Origin of the sequence: Pseudoduganella sp. SL102 (genome assembly GCF_027856995.1) — a bacterium.
GTDB classification, from domain to species: domain Bacteria; phylum Pseudomonadota; class Gammaproteobacteria; order Burkholderiales; family Burkholderiaceae_D; genus Rugamonas; species Rugamonas albidiflava.
Genome location: NZ_CP115554.1, coordinates 6,951,352 through 6,966,867, shown reverse-complemented (window position 1 = coordinate 6,966,867; position 15,516 = coordinate 6,951,352). Strand labels below are relative to the sequence as shown.

The 15,516-nt window shown below is 67.2% G+C and carries 13 protein-coding genes; 5 read left to right on the top strand and 8 right to left on the bottom strand.

Annotation, left to right across the window (positions count from 1 at the left end):
* Nucleotides 1-75: 75 nt before the first annotated feature.
* Complete coding sequence (locus OU994_RS29515; protein WP_281608793.1) at nucleotides 76-1,062, bottom strand: helix-turn-helix transcriptional regulator; 987 nt, start codon at nucleotides 1,060-1,062, stop codon at nucleotides 76-78.
* Nucleotides 1,063-1,198: 136 nt separating this feature from the next.
* Between OU994_RS29515 and OU994_RS29510 the strand changes: the two genes are divergently transcribed.
* Nucleotides 1,199-2,392 carry a lipase family protein gene (locus OU994_RS29510; RefSeq protein WP_281608792.1) on the top strand — a complete coding sequence of 398 codons (1,194 nt, stop codon included), beginning with the start codon at nucleotides 1,199-1,201 and terminating at the stop codon, nucleotides 2,390-2,392.
* 51 nt (nucleotides 2,393-2,443) lie between these two features.
* The gene (locus tag OU994_RS29505) at nucleotides 2,444-3,013 is read left to right on the top strand and encodes an RNA 2'-phosphotransferase (protein WP_281608791.1); all 570 of its coding nucleotides are present in this window, start codon (nucleotides 2,444-2,446) and stop codon (nucleotides 3,011-3,013) included.
* Here the strand turns inward: OU994_RS29505 and OU994_RS29500 are convergent, their stop codons facing one another.
* The 5 genes from OU994_RS29500 to OU994_RS29480 all read right to left on the bottom strand — a co-directional run bounded on the left by OU994_RS29500 (nucleotide 3,014) and on the right by OU994_RS29480 (nucleotide 9,483).
* Nucleotides 3,014-3,829: an alpha/beta hydrolase gene (locus OU994_RS29500; RefSeq protein WP_281608790.1), complete on the bottom strand. Its 816-nt coding sequence runs from the start codon at nucleotides 3,827-3,829 to the stop codon at nucleotides 3,014-3,016. It abuts the gene before it with no gap.
* 147 nt (nucleotides 3,830-3,976) lie between these two features.
* On the bottom strand, nucleotides 3,977-5,236 hold the full coding sequence (locus OU994_RS29495; protein WP_281608789.1) for a tetratricopeptide repeat protein: 1,260 nt from the start codon (nucleotides 5,234-5,236) through the stop codon (nucleotides 3,977-3,979).
* A gap of 59 nt (nucleotides 5,237-5,295) precedes the next feature.
* Nucleotides 5,296-7,284, bottom strand: coding sequence for a CocE/NonD family hydrolase (locus OU994_RS29490; RefSeq protein WP_281608788.1), 1,989 nt, complete (start codon nucleotides 7,282-7,284; stop codon nucleotides 5,296-5,298).
* Nucleotides 7,285-7,387: 103 nt separating this feature from the next.
* Nucleotides 7,388-8,593 (bottom strand): hypothetical protein, encoded by a 1,206-nt coding sequence (locus OU994_RS29485; RefSeq protein WP_281608787.1) that lies wholly within the window; start codon nucleotides 8,591-8,593, stop codon nucleotides 7,388-7,390.
* 29 nt (nucleotides 8,594-8,622) lie between these two features.
* Nucleotides 8,623-9,483, bottom strand: coding sequence for an HDOD domain-containing protein (locus OU994_RS29480; RefSeq protein WP_131143833.1), 861 nt, complete (start codon nucleotides 9,481-9,483; stop codon nucleotides 8,623-8,625).
* A 215-nt stretch (nucleotides 9,484-9,698) separates the two neighbouring features.
* Here OU994_RS29480 and OU994_RS29475 point away from each other — a divergent pair, with 215 nt between their 5' ends.
* Complete coding sequence (locus tag OU994_RS29475; RefSeq protein ID WP_131143834.1) at nucleotides 9,699-10,277, top strand: DNA-3-methyladenine glycosylase; 579 nt, start codon at nucleotides 9,699-9,701, stop codon at nucleotides 10,275-10,277.
* Between the two features lie 26 nt (nucleotides 10,278-10,303).
* Here OU994_RS29475 and OU994_RS29470 read toward each other — a convergent pair whose 3' ends face one another.
* Nucleotides 10,304-11,983, bottom strand: coding sequence for a methyl-accepting chemotaxis protein (locus tag OU994_RS29470; RefSeq protein ID WP_281608786.1), 1,680 nt, complete (start codon nucleotides 11,981-11,983; stop codon nucleotides 10,304-10,306).
* 105 nt (nucleotides 11,984-12,088) lie between these two features.
* The gene (locus tag OU994_RS29465) at nucleotides 12,089-12,550 is read right to left on the bottom strand and encodes a cache domain-containing protein (protein WP_281608785.1); all 462 of its coding nucleotides are present in this window, start codon (nucleotides 12,548-12,550) and stop codon (nucleotides 12,089-12,091) included.
* Between the two features lie 195 nt (nucleotides 12,551-12,745).
* On the opposite strand from OU994_RS29465, the gene OU994_RS29460 reads away from it, so the two are divergent.
* Together OU994_RS29460 and OU994_RS29455 are read left to right on the top strand one after the other, a co-directional pair.
* A complete protein-coding gene (locus tag OU994_RS29460) occupies nucleotides 12,746-14,140 on the top strand; it encodes a KamA family radical SAM protein (protein WP_281608784.1) in 1,395 nt (464 codons plus the stop codon).
* A 2-nt stretch (nucleotides 14,141-14,142) separates the two neighbouring features.
* Nucleotides 14,143-15,489, top strand: coding sequence for an MFS transporter (locus OU994_RS29455; RefSeq protein ID WP_281608783.1), 1,347 nt, complete (start codon nucleotides 14,143-14,145; stop codon nucleotides 15,487-15,489).
* The last annotated feature ends 27 nt before the right edge of the window (nucleotides 15,490-15,516 follow it).

Below are 15,516 nucleotides of genomic sequence, written 5' to 3'. Positions count from 1 at the left end.
CGCAGTACAGCCTGTGCTACTCAGCCGTATTACTCGGCCTGTATTACTTAGCTTGTATTCCTCAGCGCGTACTACTCAGGCATACAGCCTGAGCGCAGCAACCAGCTCCATCTTGTTCGTCACCTGCAGGCCCGCGTAGGCGGACTTCAGGTACGTACGCACCGTGGCCGGCGACAACGCCAGCGCACGTGCAACTTCCTTGTAGGACAGGCCTTGTGCAAACAGCAGCGCGGCGCTCAGCTCGCGCGGCCTCAGTGCCGAGGCCCCGTGCACCATCCTGATGGCGACCAGATCGCCTGCCGGTCCGACCGATAACCTCGCTCCGGCAAACCGAATACAGCGCGGCGCCCCATCCAGCGCCGCCATCAATGCGGGCGGCAACACCGTTCCGCACCAATCCCCGCAATGCCGCCGCAGCAGCTCGGCCACCTGTCGGCCCACGTGGCACAGGCGGCCGCTGGCATCGCTCAACGCCAGCGCGTCCAGCGGCCCCGCCATGCGCAGGTCCGCCAGCCGGTACCTCCACGCTTGAACGAGATGCCGGGTAAACTCGGCGAACAGCGCGCCTTCCACATCGCCGAAGCCGTCGTGCGGATCGCCGCGGTACAGCGCGATGAAGAACTGCACGCCGCTGCCGGGCAAGTCCACGGTGATCGCCATGATCGCCTGCAGCCCGTGGCGGTCGATGAAATCGGCGATGGCCCCGGGTGGTCCCCGGTAGCCGCCGCTGGCACGGAATACCGTGCCGGGCTGCGCCATGGAACCCTGCGCGAACGTGTCGGATGCCGCGATCACGCTGTTCCACTCGCTGGCGAACGAGTCGGCCAAGCCGATACTGCCGTGCACGATGTTACGGGGAGGATCGTTCGCCACTTCGCCCCACCAGCCGGTATCGAACGGCACCACCCGGCGCCACGCCAGCAATGCCTCGCGCACCAGCACGTCCGCGCCGGCCTGCCTTGCCAGCGCCTGCAGTTCCAGCAGGCAGCCGCTGAATGACGCGTGCAGCGCCAGCGGCAGGTCGCCGCCGGCGCGCAGCCCCGTGGTCCAGCCCTGTTCCATGGTTTCCCCCGCTTTTCTGCGTGATTGCCTGGTGCTGCCCTCCGCATCTGCGGAGGTCCCGGCACGGATGGTCCGCCGTAAGATGGATCTAATATCAGACTACCTGATATTCAAAGATACCATACAGGAGACCCGAATGAACCTCATCACGACGATGCATCGATGCCTGCGCCTGCTGCTGCTGTCCGTGCCGCTTGCCGCCGGCGCGGCGGGCGCCGATACCCGCATGCCGGTCGTAGCCGGCACCGATTTCTGGAACGTCTATGGAACGCCGCCGTCCGGCCGGCAGGCAGGGGACATCGTCCAGGTGCAAAAGCGCACCGATGCGCCGAAGGGGGCAACCGGCTGGAACGTCGTCTACGTATCCGAAACCGCGCCGGGGCGGCTGGCCTATGTGTCCGGCGAAATCTACCTGCCGCGGGGAGCTGGCGAAGCGCAGCGCGACGTGGTGCTGTGGAACCATGAAACGGCGGGGCTGGCCGATGCCTGCGCGCCGTCGCGCCGCAGCACGAAGGAGGGCGGTCACGATCGCGTGCCGGCCCTTGCGGCGCTGCTAGCGCGCGGGTATGTGGTCGTGATGAGCGACTATCCCGGCCTGGGCCTTCCCGGGCAGGCGTTCTACATGGCGGGCCAGCCGAATGCGCGGGCATCGCTGGACATGCTGCGAGTGGCCCGCAATTTCCCCGGCGCGCGGGCGTCGAACCGCTATGTGATGTACGGGTGGTCGCAGGGCGGGCAAACCACGATGTGGGCGGAAAGCATCGCCGCCGCCTATGCGCCCGAATTCACCGGCCTGGGCGCCGCGCTGGTCGCACCGGCCGTGCGCATCCGCGAGCTGACGCTGAACTCGATGACGACGGCGGAAAACGCCGGCTACGTGATCTCCACGCTGCCCGGCATCCAGGCTTCCTTCCCCGAGCTGCGCTACCGCGACTTCCTCGCGCCGGAGGCGATGGAGCAACTGCCCGTGCTGGCCAATGGCTGTTTCGACGTGTGGAGCGCCGCGGCCGGCGTGCAGGATGCCTACCAGCCCGATGCGATGGTGCCGGGTTCGCCGTGGTGGAATGCGATGACCGCGGTGGACGACTTCGCGCCGAAAGGCACCATGCCGTTCGCCATCTACCAGGGCAGCGCGGACACGACCACGCCGCCAAACCTCACGCTGCGCGAGCGCACCGCGCTGTGCAGTGCCGGCAACGTGGTCGACTACCACCTGTTCGAAGGGCTCGACCATTCGGCCGTGGTGCCCGAGGCGGCGGCGCGCCTGCCGGGCTGGTTTGCCGACCGCTTTGCCGGCAAGGCGGCGCACAACGGCTGCGCGGTTCCCTAGAGGATCGGGGCTCGGCTATCATCGGGGCATCGACCTCCGGAGTTGCCACCGATGCCTGCCAAGCCTGCCCACGAACGCACCAGCCGTTTCCTGTCCCTGATCCTGCGCCACGCGCCCGATACGATCGGCCTGGCCCTGGACCGGAACGGCTGGGCCGACGTGGCCGAACTGCTGGACAAGGCCACGCGCCACGGTACCCCGCTCACGCTGGACACCCTGCGCGAAGTGGTCGCCAGCAACGACAAGCAGCGCTTTGCGTTCAGCGAGGACGGCACGCGGATCCGGGCCAGCCAGGGCCATTCCTTGCGTTCGGTGGACCTGGAACTGGCCCCGGCGGTGCCGCCCGCCGTGCTGTACCACGGCACGGCCAGCCGCTTCGTCGCGTCGATCCGCCAGTCGGGGCTGCGGCCGGGCTCGCGGCAGCACGTGCACCTCTCAACGGAGCGCGAAACGGCGCTCAGGGTGGGCGCGCGCTATGGCGTGCCGGTCGTGCTGGAAGTCCGCGCCGGGGAACTCCATGCGCATGGGCAGGTGTTCCACCGGTCCGACAACGGCGTGTGGCTGACCGGCCCTGTGCCGGTGCGGTTTATCGGCTTCGAGCGCGGTTTTCCAGCGAAGTGATCAGGCCGCCGTCGGCGTATCGTCCGGCACCGGCTGCAGCGGCTGGGTGAGGGTGAACTGCGTGGTGAGGAAGTGGGCGATCTTTTGCTGCGTGGCCGGCAGGTAGGGAATGTTCATGTGATCCGATTCGGGAATCGTCTCGTCCATGTGCACGCGCAGCAGTTTCGATACGAGCACGTCGGTGTGCATGTGCGGCACCACGTCGTCGCTGGCGGCGCGCAGCACATAGGTAGGGGCCGACAGCAGCGACGCGTACTTGATCGATTCGAAGCGGTGGCGCAGCAGGTAGCTGACGGGCACGCCACGGAAGCGGCGCTGGGCCAGCGCCAGGATCGAGTCGTAGGGCGTGATCAGCACTACCGAGTGCGCCGGCCGTTCCTTGGCGACCTGCACCGCCACGCCGGAACCGAGGCTGCGGCCGATCACGGCAACGCGCCCCTTGTCCACGTTGCGGCGGCCGCACAGCCAGTCGAACAGCATGCAGCCGTCCTCGACCATGTGCTCTTCGCCCGGTTCGCCGCGCGAATCGCCGTAGCCGCGGTAATTCATCGCCAGCACGGCCATGCCGGGAAACAGGTTGCCGGCATCGCGCACTACCCACGACACCTCTTCCGAGCGGCCGCCGAAGTACACCACGGCCGGGTGCGGCCCTGGCGTGTTCGGTGTCATCAGCCAGCCGGCCAGGCGGGTGCCGTCGTGCGCGTGCAGCACCACGGCGCGCGTGCGGTGCGCACTGCTGCGCGGACTCTGCACCTCGCGCACGAGCGTGGGATTAACCAGCAGCTTGCGCTGGCCGGCCGCGATTGCGGAAACCATGCCTGCCCAAAGGAAACCAACTACGCCGACAGCGGCGGCAACTTTTCGCGAAGTACTCATGAGCCCAGTCTACCGCCAAACACGGCTGGGCGTCGCGCATGTTGTTGCGTTTTCGCTAGGGGTGTTGCCTGGAGCTAGGCCCCGCCCTCAGTGGGAAGGCGTGGGCGCCGCATGGGCGCGCAGGCGGTCCAGCTTGGCCGCATACAGCGCATGGTCGGTGCGGGTCGTGCTGGTCGCCATGGCCCGCTTGATGTGCTGGTCGGCACGGCGGTGATCGCCCAGCTGCCGCAGCGCGGCCGCCAGCCAGGCGTGGAACTCGTGGTAATCCGGGTCGCGCTGCAATTCGCGTTCGAATAGCTGGCGGGCGCGCTGCCAGTCGCCCATCGCCATCGCGGTGCGGCCCAGGTTGAAGTAATAGAACGGCGTGACCGGTTGCAGCCGGGCCAGCCGTTCGCGCATCACGGTGGCTTCGGCCTTGCGGCCTTCGGCATCGAGCAGCTGGGCCAGGTTGTTCAACACCATCGTGCTCTTCGGCTCCCGATCCAGCGCCCAGCGCAGCGTGCGTTCGGCCATCGCCGGATTGCCATGGCGGCGGTACACCACGGCCAGCGTGTTGTAGGCGTACAGCAGCGAGGGGTCGGCCACGATCGCGTGGCGCGACCACCAGTAGGCTTCGTCGAAGCGGTCGCGGGCCAGCGCCTCGGCGGCGCGGTTGTTCATGAACATCGCCACCACCGTCTGGCGGCTGATCGGATTGCCTTCCACGGGCCGGCGATCGGGCGGCGGCTGGAAGTCGACCACCATGTAGGTGGCGCTGTCGTAGGAAGACACGCTCTCGCGCAGGATACGGCCCAGTTTCAGGTTGACGTGGCCGCTGTTGAAGTACAGGTCGCCGCTGCGGCTCCACGCATCGTCGACGGGCATGTCCTGGAACACGACGGGAATGTTCATCTCGCTGGCCAGCGCCGCTGTCATGATGACCAGCGACAGGCAATTGCCCTGGCGCGCCGCGAAGGCCTGCGCGGCGGTGCGCGTCAGCGCCGAATCGTATTCGAGCTGCAGCCCGTCGCGCTGGTACAGCGCTTCGAACAGGGCGCGGCGGATTTCGCGGCCCCGGCGGTGGCGCTGCACTTCCTTGACATAGGCTTTCATGGCCGGCGTCAGCCCGAAGATTTCCGCTTCGGTCAGCGTGGCGGTGGACGGGCCGAACAGGTGATCGGCGAACAGCTCGCCCGGCGCCTCCTCGGGGGCGGGCGCCGTTGCGCAACCGGACAGCAGGAACGCCATCAGCAGGGCCAGCGCCGATAGCGCGATGCGGAGCAGGGATGCCGGCCGATCGGCGTGCGGATCAGCGTGCAGATCAGCGTGCAAATCAGCCGGCAGGGAAACGAGCGGACAAGTAGACATGGCGGCCCTCCGATCAGGCCAGTATCCTCCCCGCCGTTTCGCTTGTCAAAGCCGCGCCGTCAGCGGGACGGCATCACCAGCAACTGCAGGCCGGAAGGCGTTTCCGGCGCATGGTAGACGCGCTGCGTGGCCTTCCTGAAATCCTCCGGCTTGGCCGTCGGGATATCGGTAAACGTCTGCGGATTCAGGTCGACCAGCGGGAACCACGAGCTTTGCACCTGCACCATGATGCGGTGCCCGCGGCGGAACGTGTGGTGCACGTCGCCCAGGTGGAAATTGACCGCCTCGACCTTGCCCGGCACGAATGGCTCGGCCCGCTCGAAGCTGCTGCGGAACTTGCCGCGCAGCGGATTGCCGCGCACCAGCTGCTGGTAGCCGGCCATGGCCAGCTTCGGCGCCGGGACATCCTTGCCGCGCTGGCGCTCCTCGTCGCCGCCCGGATACTCGTTCGGATAGACGTCGATCAGCTTGACCACCCAGTCGGCATCCGTGCCGCTGGTGGACACGAACAGCTTCGGCGTGACGGGGCCGGCGATCGTCACGTCGTCTTCCAGCGGTTCGGTCTGGTAGACGAGCACGTCCGGCCGGGTGGCGGCGAAGCGCTGGTCCGACACCATGTATTCCTTCGGCACGCCGGTGGCCGGGTAGCCGACGAACGGCACCGGCTTCTTCGGGTCGCTGACGTATTCGTCGTAGCCGCTGTCGCGGTCGGCCGCCGTGGCGGGCTTTTGCCAGCCCAGCCCGCCGTTCGCGCCGAAGTACAGGATGCGCGGTTTCGCCGCCTGCGGCGGCCATGCGGTGTACTGGCGCCACACGTTGGTGCCCGTTTCAAAGGCGGTCACCTCGGCGATCGCCCTGGCCGGCTTGACACCCTTCAGGTGCTGCTCGAAGAACGGATACTGGATCTGCTTGCGGAAGTAGTCGCTCGTATTGGCATCGAACTGGACGCGGCCCAGGCTCTTGCCGTCGCCGCCGGCCCAGCCGCCGTGCACCCACGGGCCCACCACCAGGCCGTTGAACGTGGACGGGTTATGTTTCTTGATGGCGTGGTAGGTCGTGAACGGCCCTTGCAGGTCTTCCGCGTCGTACCAGCCGCCCACCGTCAGCACGGCGGCCTTCACGTTCTTCAGGTGCGGCGCGATATTGCGGCTCTTCCAGAAGTCGTCGTAGGTGGTGTGCTCGATCATCGGCGCGAACAGCGTGCGCTGCCGGTCCGACAGGCTCGACGCGATGTTCGCCAGCGTCAGCCGCTGCAGGAAGTAATCGTAGCCGTCCGGCACGCCGTAGTCGAAGTCGCTCCAGGTTTTCGGCAGCGGTGTCGGGTTCGGTTCCTCGGTAAACGCGGCATAGAAGTCGAAGTTGGCGGCCAGCATGAAGGCGCCGCCGTGGTAGGCGTCGTCGCCCATGTACAGGTCGGTGATCGGCGCCTGCGGCGACGCGGCCTTGATGGCCGGGTGCGAATCGATGATGCTGGCCGACGTATAGAAGCCAGGGTAGCTGATGCCGAGGATGCCGACCTTGCCGTTATTGTTCGGCACGTTCTTCAGCAGCCACTCGACGGTGTCGTGCATGTCCTGCGATTCGTTGCCTTCGCCCGCCAGGCGCTGCGCCTTGGCGTGCGGCGTCATTTCCTGCCATCTGCCCTCGGACATGAAGCGGCCCCGCACATCCTGCTTGACGAAGATGTAGCCGCTTTCCTCGAATTCCTTCGACGGACCGATCTGCTTCGGCATGAAGTTCACGCCGTAGCGCAGCTGCTCGCCCGCGTACACGCCCGCGCTGTACGGCGTGCGCTGCATCAGGAAGGGATAGCTGCGGCCGGTATCCTTCGGCACGTAGACCACGGTGAACAGCTTCACGCCATCGCGCATGGGAATGCGGTATTCGTACTTGGTGTAGCGTTCGGCCAGGTCGCTCTTGGCTTCCTTGGCCGGTGCGTCGTCGTGGGCGGCCAGCCCGGCAGCCTGGACGCCGCCGAAGGCAAGGACGAGGGGAACAGCGAGGGAGAGGGCAAGGGCGCCGAGCGGCGCGGGCAGGGGACGGGACATCGTTTCCTTCGTTCGGTCAACACAAGAAGCGTGCAGTGTAGCCGAAGTGGAAACGAGTCCCGGGTGCCGGATGGTGCCGCAGGACCTGGTGGTAGTGCCGGACTTATGGGAGCGGGCGCGGGTCGATGGCGTTGCCCTGCGCATCGAAGCGGGAAGCTACCGCCACGTCTTCCACGCCCAGCGTGACCAGCGCATCGCGCACGTCGTCGACTTCCACGGCCAGGTCGCTGCCCAGTTCCAGCGGCCGTTCGCCGCTGGCCACCACGGCGCCGTCACCGCCCAACAGCTGCACGCGCAGCACCATGTCGCCCTGCACATCGGCCGGGCCGACGACGGCGCGGAACGGGCCGCCGTGCCCGTCGAGCGCGGCGCCCAGCGTGGCCATCAGCGCCAGCATCGCCTGTTCCGCCAGGCCCTGCTGGCGCGCGCCGAAGAACAGGTCCTGGTACAGGAAGTTCAGCTGCAACGGCCGGCCGGCCGGCGCGAGCAGGCGCCGCACCAGCGGCGCGGCTTCCTCGGTCCAGCGGCGGTAGCGTTCCATCCGGGCCTCGAACCACGCATCGGCCTGCGCCTCGTCGGCCGGCACGGCGTAGAACGGATCGTCGGCGTGCTTTTGCGAGAAGCCGACCAGGAAGCGCAGTTCCACCGCCGCATCGTCCGGCCCGAACGCGGTGCCGCTCCAGCCGGTGATGCTGCGTTCCAGCGCCGGCGCCTCGGCCACCTTCTTGTTGCCCAGCACGGCGGACGCTTCGCGCGCCATCGCGTGCAGCTGGCTGTAGGTGATGGCGCTGGCCTCGGCCGCGTCGTACGCATGGCGGACCAGTACCAGCTTGGCCTTCGGGCTTTCCAGGCCGGCCTGCTTCATGCTGTCGAGCAGCGCCTGGTAGGCCTCGTCGTCCTGGAATCCTTCCGCTTCCACCAGGCCGCCCGTGCTGCCGACGAAGACGGGAATCGCGAAGACATCGATTTCCAGTGCCGGTGCAGGGTCCGGTCCATTCATGCGGCGGATCTGCAGGGACGCCGCCGCTTCCTCGACGGCGCCGCGCAGCAGCCGCCAGGCGCCGATATCCTCGTGGCTGGCCAGGTCGATGGCGCCGTACAGCAGGTCGTCGTGGTTGCCGTTCAGGTAGCGCCGCAGCAGGCGCTGGAACTCCGCTTCCTTCTGGCGCAGCGCGTCGGCCTGCGTGTCGCTGTCTTCCTGTTCGGCCAGCTCGAGCGCCAGCGCGCACAGGGCGGCGACCTGGACTTCCTCTTTTTCTTCGGCGGGGATGGCGGACTTGCGGGGAACGGGTTTTTTATTCTTGGGCATGGGTTTCCCGATACCCGGAGCGGGCATCGTCAGTGATCGATGTGGAAAGTGTCGTGCAATTCCTCGAGCAGGTCTTCCGCCTCCCCGGCATCCAGGCCCAGGTGGCGGCAGGCCGGTTCGCCGCCTTTTTCCCACTCCAGGGAATCGCGGTTGCCATGGTAGCGCGCAATGCCCCGTTCGGCCAGCACCGAGGCGGCCACCAGCGAGCGGATCGCGTCGTCGGTGGCGTCGTCGTCCAGCACCGCGTAGTCGTGGTGGTGCAGGATGGCCCAGGAAACGTCCGGCGACAGGCCCCAGTTGCGTGCCAGCAGGCAGCCGATGGCGGCATGGTTGGTGCTGTGCAGCGCGTCTTCCACGTCGGTGAAGCGGCGCAGCGTGTCGCGCCCGGCGATCGCCAGCGTGTCGGCGTAGCCGGCGAAACGGTCCATCAGCAGCGGCACGCCGATGTCGCAGAACAGGCCGAACGTGTGGGCGATGTCCGCCGGGGCGATGCGCAACCGGCGGGCGATGAACACCAGCGACTCGGCGCGCCGCGCGCTGGTGTCCCAGAACTGGTTCAGGGCGCCGCTGCCGCCATCGATCGCCTGCCGTGCCAGCAGGCCCGTCAGCAAGGCCGCGCACTGGTTGATGCCCAGGAAATTGATCGCCTGCTCGACCGACTTGGCCTTGCGGGCGGCGCCGAAGAACGGCGAATTGGCCAGCTTCAGCAGTGCGCCGGACATGCCCACGTCGTTGCCGATGATGCGGGCGATGCGGCGCGGCGAAGGATCGTCATCGGCCAGCTCGGCCTGCAGGTCCACCAGCAGACTCGGGCGAGGGGGAATGCGGATCGAACGCAGCAGGGCGTCTTCGACGGCGGCTTCCCTGGCAGGAGTGGTGGTGGCGGTCATGGTTGTAATGGAACTGCGGCGAAAGTCAACGAACGTGCCATTATCGCTTGTTTCGGTACGGCAATATCATTTTGCACCGATTTTTTATCGTGTTCTCCCGTGAATGTTGCCCATCCGCGCCGGATTGATAGCGAAACGAACAGATTGCACTTGCCGATCCGGCAAGAGTGCCGAGCCCGGCGCGGGCTTGCGCGGCGCGGCGCTACAATCTCCGCATGACGACTTTTCTTGCTGGAATTGACTTCAATGCACCATCGCACGAGGTGGCGCGGCTGCTGATCGGGGTGACCGTGCTGGTCGATGGCGTGGGCGGCCGGATCGTCGAAACCGAAGCCTACGACCGCGAAGATCCCGCTTCCCACACCTATAACGGGCCGACCGAACGCAACGCCGCGATGTTCGGTCCGCCGGCGCATGCCTATGTGTACCGCTCGTACGGTATCCACTGGTGCCTCAACTTCGTGTGCCGGGAAGAGGGCCATGGCGCCGGTGTGCTGATCCGCGCGATCGAACCCTTGCACGGGATCGAGACGATGGCGGCGCGCCGCGGCTTGCAGGATCCGCGGCTGCTGGCTTCCGGTCCCGGCCGGGTCTGCCAGGCGCTGGGCATCACGCGCGAGCACAACGGCAAGCCGCTGGCGCTGCCGCCGTTCCACCTGCTGCCGCGCGATGCCGAGGCGATGGCGTTGCCGGTCGCCGCCGGTCCCCGCATCGGCATCTCGAAGGCGATGGACACGCCGTGGCGCTTCGGCGTGGCCCGCTCGCCATACCTGAGCAAGCCGTTCCGCCCGTAACGCCCCAGCCGCTCGCCGTGCCCCTGTCAGCCGCGCTGCCGGTGGCGATCGCTGCCGTGCACCGGCGCCTGCAGCCGCAGCCCGCGCATCGCGCTGTCCGCCGCCCGGCGTTCGTCATCGTGGGCGCTCGCGGGGAGCGCCCGGGCCGGCTGGTCGCGTGCCGCATCCAGCTCGAACACGTTCACCGCGCGCGACAGGCTGACCGCCTGTTCCTGCAGGCTTTCGGCGGCGGCGGCGGCCTGTTCGACCAGGGCCGCGTTCTGCTGCGTGACGTCGTCGATCTGGCCGACCGCCTGGTTGACCTCGGCGATGCCCTGCGCCTGTTCCGCGCTGGCCGCGCTGATGCGGCCGATGATGTGGTTCACCTGCTGCACCGATGACACGATATCGCCCATGCTGCGGCCGGCCAGGCTGACGGACGCGGCGCCGTCGTCGATCGTGGACACCGACCTGGCGATCAGTTCCTTGATTTCCTTGGCCGCCGCCGCCGAGCGGGCCGCCAGCGTGCGCACCTCGCTGGCCACCACGGCGAAGCCGCGCCCCTGCTCGCCTGCCCGGGCCGCCTCCACGGCCGCGTTCAGCGCCAGGATATTGGTCTGGAACGAGATGCTGTCGATCACGCCGGTGATTTCCACGATCTTGCGAGAGCTGGAGCGGATCGATTCCATCGTCGTCACGGCCTGCGACACGGCATCGCCGCCTTTTTCCGCCATCGAGGTGGCGGTGGCCGCCAGCCGGCACGCTTCGCGGGCATTCTCGGCGTTCTGGCGCACGGCCGTCGTCAGGCTGGCCATCGCGCTGGCCGTTTCCTCCAGCGAGCCGGCCTGCTGCTCGGTTCGGCTGGACAGGTCCAGGTTGCCCACCGCGATTTCATGGGAAGCGGTACCGATCGACTGCACCGCGCCGCGTATCGTGCGCAAGGTCTGGTTCAGGTTGGCGATGCTCTGGTCCAGCACGCGCGCCGTTTCCGCGATCTCGTCGCGGCCGGCATTCGGCTTGGCGGAGGTGAGCCGGCCCGCGGCCAGGCTGCGCACCACGTCGGCGATCGAGCGGATATCGCGCAGCAGCGCGGTGCGCACCAGCATCGATACCAGCAATGACAGCGCTACCGACAGCACGCACAAGGCCGCCATCGCGATGCCCAGCTGGCGGAACTCCGCCTTGGCCGCCGCGTGCGCCGTTTCCGACAGCGATTTTTCCAGCGCCGCCAGCCGCTGCAGGTCTTCTTCGAGCAGCACGAACTGGCGCTCCGCCTTCTGCATCGCATTGGTGGCGATCGACTGGTCCATCTGGGCCATCTCGATGGTTTCCAGCACACCCTTGCGATAGGCGATCAGCGCCTGGCTGGAGGCGTCGACCAGCTTGCGCTCTTCGGCGTCGGACACGCGCGCCAGCTGCACCAGCTGCTGTTCGATGCTGCGGTGGCGGGAGTGGATGCGGTCCGTCAGCTCGTCCAGCCGCGTTTTCGCGAAGCTGCCGTTGACCCATGCCAGCAACTGGTAGATGTTGGCATGGGCGAACTTGGCTTCGCCGGCGATGTCCGCCGTGGCCTTCAGGCGCGCGGCGCGCACCTGCACCAGGTTTTCCAGCGATGCGTTCTGGCGCACCATGCCGATCCAGGCGCAGGCCGTGATGGCCACCAGCAAGATCAGCACGACGCTGGGCGCCAGCAACAGTTTGGGACCGATTCGTAATTTGTTCAACATGACTGCTCCCGCCAGGGATGATGGATGAATGAAGCTTGGATGAGTGAAGCTTGGATCAATGAGGTAAAGAAAGGATGCGTGGCGCGCGACCCGTGGGCGGCGTCTTTATTTCTTGTAGATGCCGGCTTCCAGCACCACGTCGCCGACGCGCAGGATGTACGTCGTCTTCGGTTCGATCTTGCCGCTGACCGGGTTCTTGTACATGTAGTCGACCCAGCCCTTGCCATCCCTGGCGGCCAGCTGGATGATCTCGCGGCGATACACCTTGCCGCTGGCGTCCGGCACGTCGGTCAGGTTCTTGCCGACGATCGACGGGTTGATCGGATGGGCGATCACGATGCCCGTGTTGATGTCGCGCATGTCCACATACAGCTCGCCCTGCACGAATTCCGGGTCCTTGGCGGCCAGCTTCTTCATCAGCGCTTCCTTGCCGCTGGCCTTCATGAATGCGGCGCCGCGTTCGGCCATGGCGATCGCATCCTTCTCGGTCGGCTGGGCGGCGAAGACGAAGGCGCTGACACTGGCAAATGCGAGGTAGGCCATGCTGCGGATCAGTACTTGTTTCATGGGGAGCTCCCGTGGTTGGTTAAGGTCAAACCATTGTGCGCCGATGCTGCCGGCGAGAAATTGCGCTAGCGCAAGGTGTCAGAAAACGCGACGAAGATTTTCCGTGCGGATATTGATTTACTGCAACATGATCAGTTGGGGCATGTCTACGATGTGGTTTCCTTTAACCCGGAGCAATCAAACGGAGCACCCACAATGACGACCGATTTCGCCCCGCAAAAATTCAAGCCCTACACCCGCCAGAGCATCCGCCAGGCCCGCCAGTGGCAATGGCTGCCGCCGGACCAGCAGGAAGCCGTGCAGGTGGTCTCACACGTGCTGCCGTTCCGCACCAACGAATATGTGATGGAGAACCTGATCGACTGGGCCAACGTCCCGGACGATCCCATCTACCGCCTGGTGTTCCCGCACCGCGACATGCTGCCGGTGGACGAGTACCGCCAGCTGCGCGACCTCGTGATGGTGAAGCAGGACGACGCAGCGATCGCCGCGCTGGTCCACAAGATCCGCATGCGCATGAACCCGCACCCGGCCGGCCAGATGACGCACAATGTGCCGCGCGTGAACGACCACGTGCTGAAGGGACTGCAGCACAAGTACAAGGAAACCGTGCTGTTCTTCCCCAGCGCGGGCCAGACCTGCCATGCCTACTGCACCTTCTGCTTCCGCTGGCCGCAGTTCGTCGGCATGGACGACATGAAATTCGATGCCCGGGAAACCACGGAACTGGTGTCGTACCTGAAGGCGCACGAGGAAGTGACGGACGTGCTGATCACCGGCGGCGACCCGATGGTCATGAATACCCGCTCGCTGGCCGAATTCATCGAGCCGCTGCTGGCGCCGGACATGGCGCATATCCAGAACATCCGCATCGGCACGAAATCCGTGGCGTACTGGCCACAGCGCTTCGTCACCGACAAGGATGCGGACGACCTGCTGCGCCTGTTCGAGAAGGTGGTGGCGAGCGGCAAGAACCTGGCGATCATGGGGCACTACAACCACGCCGTGGAACTGCGCCAGGACATCGCCCAGAAAGCCGTCAAGCGCATCGTCGGCACCGGCGCCACGCTGCGCATGCAGGGTCCGCTGATCCGCCACATCAACGAAGATCCGCACAGCTGGGCCGAACTGTGGCGCACCGGCGTGCGCCTGGGCGCGATCCCGTACTACATGTTCGTGGAGCGCGACACCGGGCCGAGCGAATACTTCCAGCTGCCGCTGGCACGCGCGCACGAGATCTTCCAGCAGGCTTACCAGATGGTCTCCGGCCTGGCGCGCACGGTGCGCGGCCCGTCGATGAGCGCCTTCCCCGGCAAGGTCGCGATCGATGGCGTGGTGACCATCAACGGCGAAAAGCTGTTCGCGCTGCAGTTCCTGCAGGCGCGCAATCCGGACTGGGTGAAGAAGCCCTTCTTCGCCAAGTACGACGAGAACGCCACCTGGCTCGATCACTTGAAGCCCGCCTTCGGCAAGGAGAAATTCTTCTTCGAGACCGACGACGCGCCGCAGGCGCTGCACGTGCCGCCGCAGCGCAAGGTGATCCCGATCACCAGCGCGCGCTCGTGCACCTCGCAGGGCAACGCCGCCTGACCATGGCCGCACCCGCGTCCGTATCCGCGCCTGATCTCCATCCCGCGCCCGCCTGCACGGCGCCGATGGCCCGCGTGCCTGGCGCGCGGCTGTCCGGGCCGGCCATGCTGTGTCTCGCGCTCCTGCCTTTCGCGCTGGGGCATTACCTGTCCTGCCTGTTGCGCACGGTGAACGCGGTGCTGGCGCCGCAGCTGGTGGACACGGCGGCGCTGACGCCGGGCGACATGGGACTGCTCACCAGCGCCTACTTCCTGGCGTTCGCGCTGGCCCAGTTGCCGGTCGGGGTCGCGCTGGACCGCTTCGGGCCGCGCCGGGTGCAGGTGCCGATGCTGCTGCTGGCCGCCGCGGGCACGTTCGCCTTCGCGTCCGGCACCGGCTTCGCGCAGCTGCTGGCGGCGCGCACGGTGATGGGGCTCGGCCTGGCCGGCTGCTTCATGGCCACGGTGAAGGCGATCGCCATGTGGGTCGCGCCGGAACGCATGCCGTCGGTGCAGGGCTACCTGATCGCCGCCGGCGGCCTGGGCGCGGCCTCGTCCACGCTGCCGGTCACCCTGTTCCTGCAGCACGCGGACTGGCGCGCGCTGTTCATCATATTGGCGCTGTGCTGCGTGGGCGTGGCGCTGCTGGTGCTGCTGCTGGCGCCCGCGCAGCCGGCCGCGCCGCGGCAGCCCTTCGGCATGGCGGACCTCGCCGAGGTGTTCCGCCACCCGGCATTCCGCGAGACAGCGTCGCTGGTGCTGGTGCCGCACGCGGTGTTCTTCGGCATCCAGGGCTTGTGGATCGGGCGCTGGCTGACGGACGCGGGGCGGTGCTCCGAACAGGACGTGGCATGGCTGCTGTCCATCGGCATGGCCGCCGTGATCTTCGGCGCGATCGCCGTGGGCACCGTGACCGAATGGGCGGGCCGGCGCGGTGCGGAACCGATCACGGTGGCCGGCATCGGCGTCGCGCTGTTCGTCGCGGTGCAGTGCGGCTTCGTGGTGGCCTGGCAGCCCGCGGCTTCGCCTGCTTCATTTTCCTGCTGTGCGATGCTGTCCGTGCTGTTCGCACTGGTGGGCACCGTCACCGGCATCGAGTACACGATCGTCGCGCGGGCGCTGCCGCCGGCACTCGCGGGACGTGCCGCGACGTGCCTGAACCTGTTGATCTTCACCGGTGCCTTCCTCGTGCAGGCGGGCTTCGGCCTGGTCGTCGACCTGTGGCCGCCGGACGCCGCGCAGCGCTATCCGGGCGCCGCCTACCGGGCCGCGTTCCTGCTGCTGGTAGTGCTGCAATTGCCAGGCATCGTCCGCTTCTTCCGGCGCCGGCGCAGGCCGCTTCTCGCGAACCCTGTAGAATCTCCGCTTTGACCGGAAGCGCAGGCTGCTGGCCCGCTT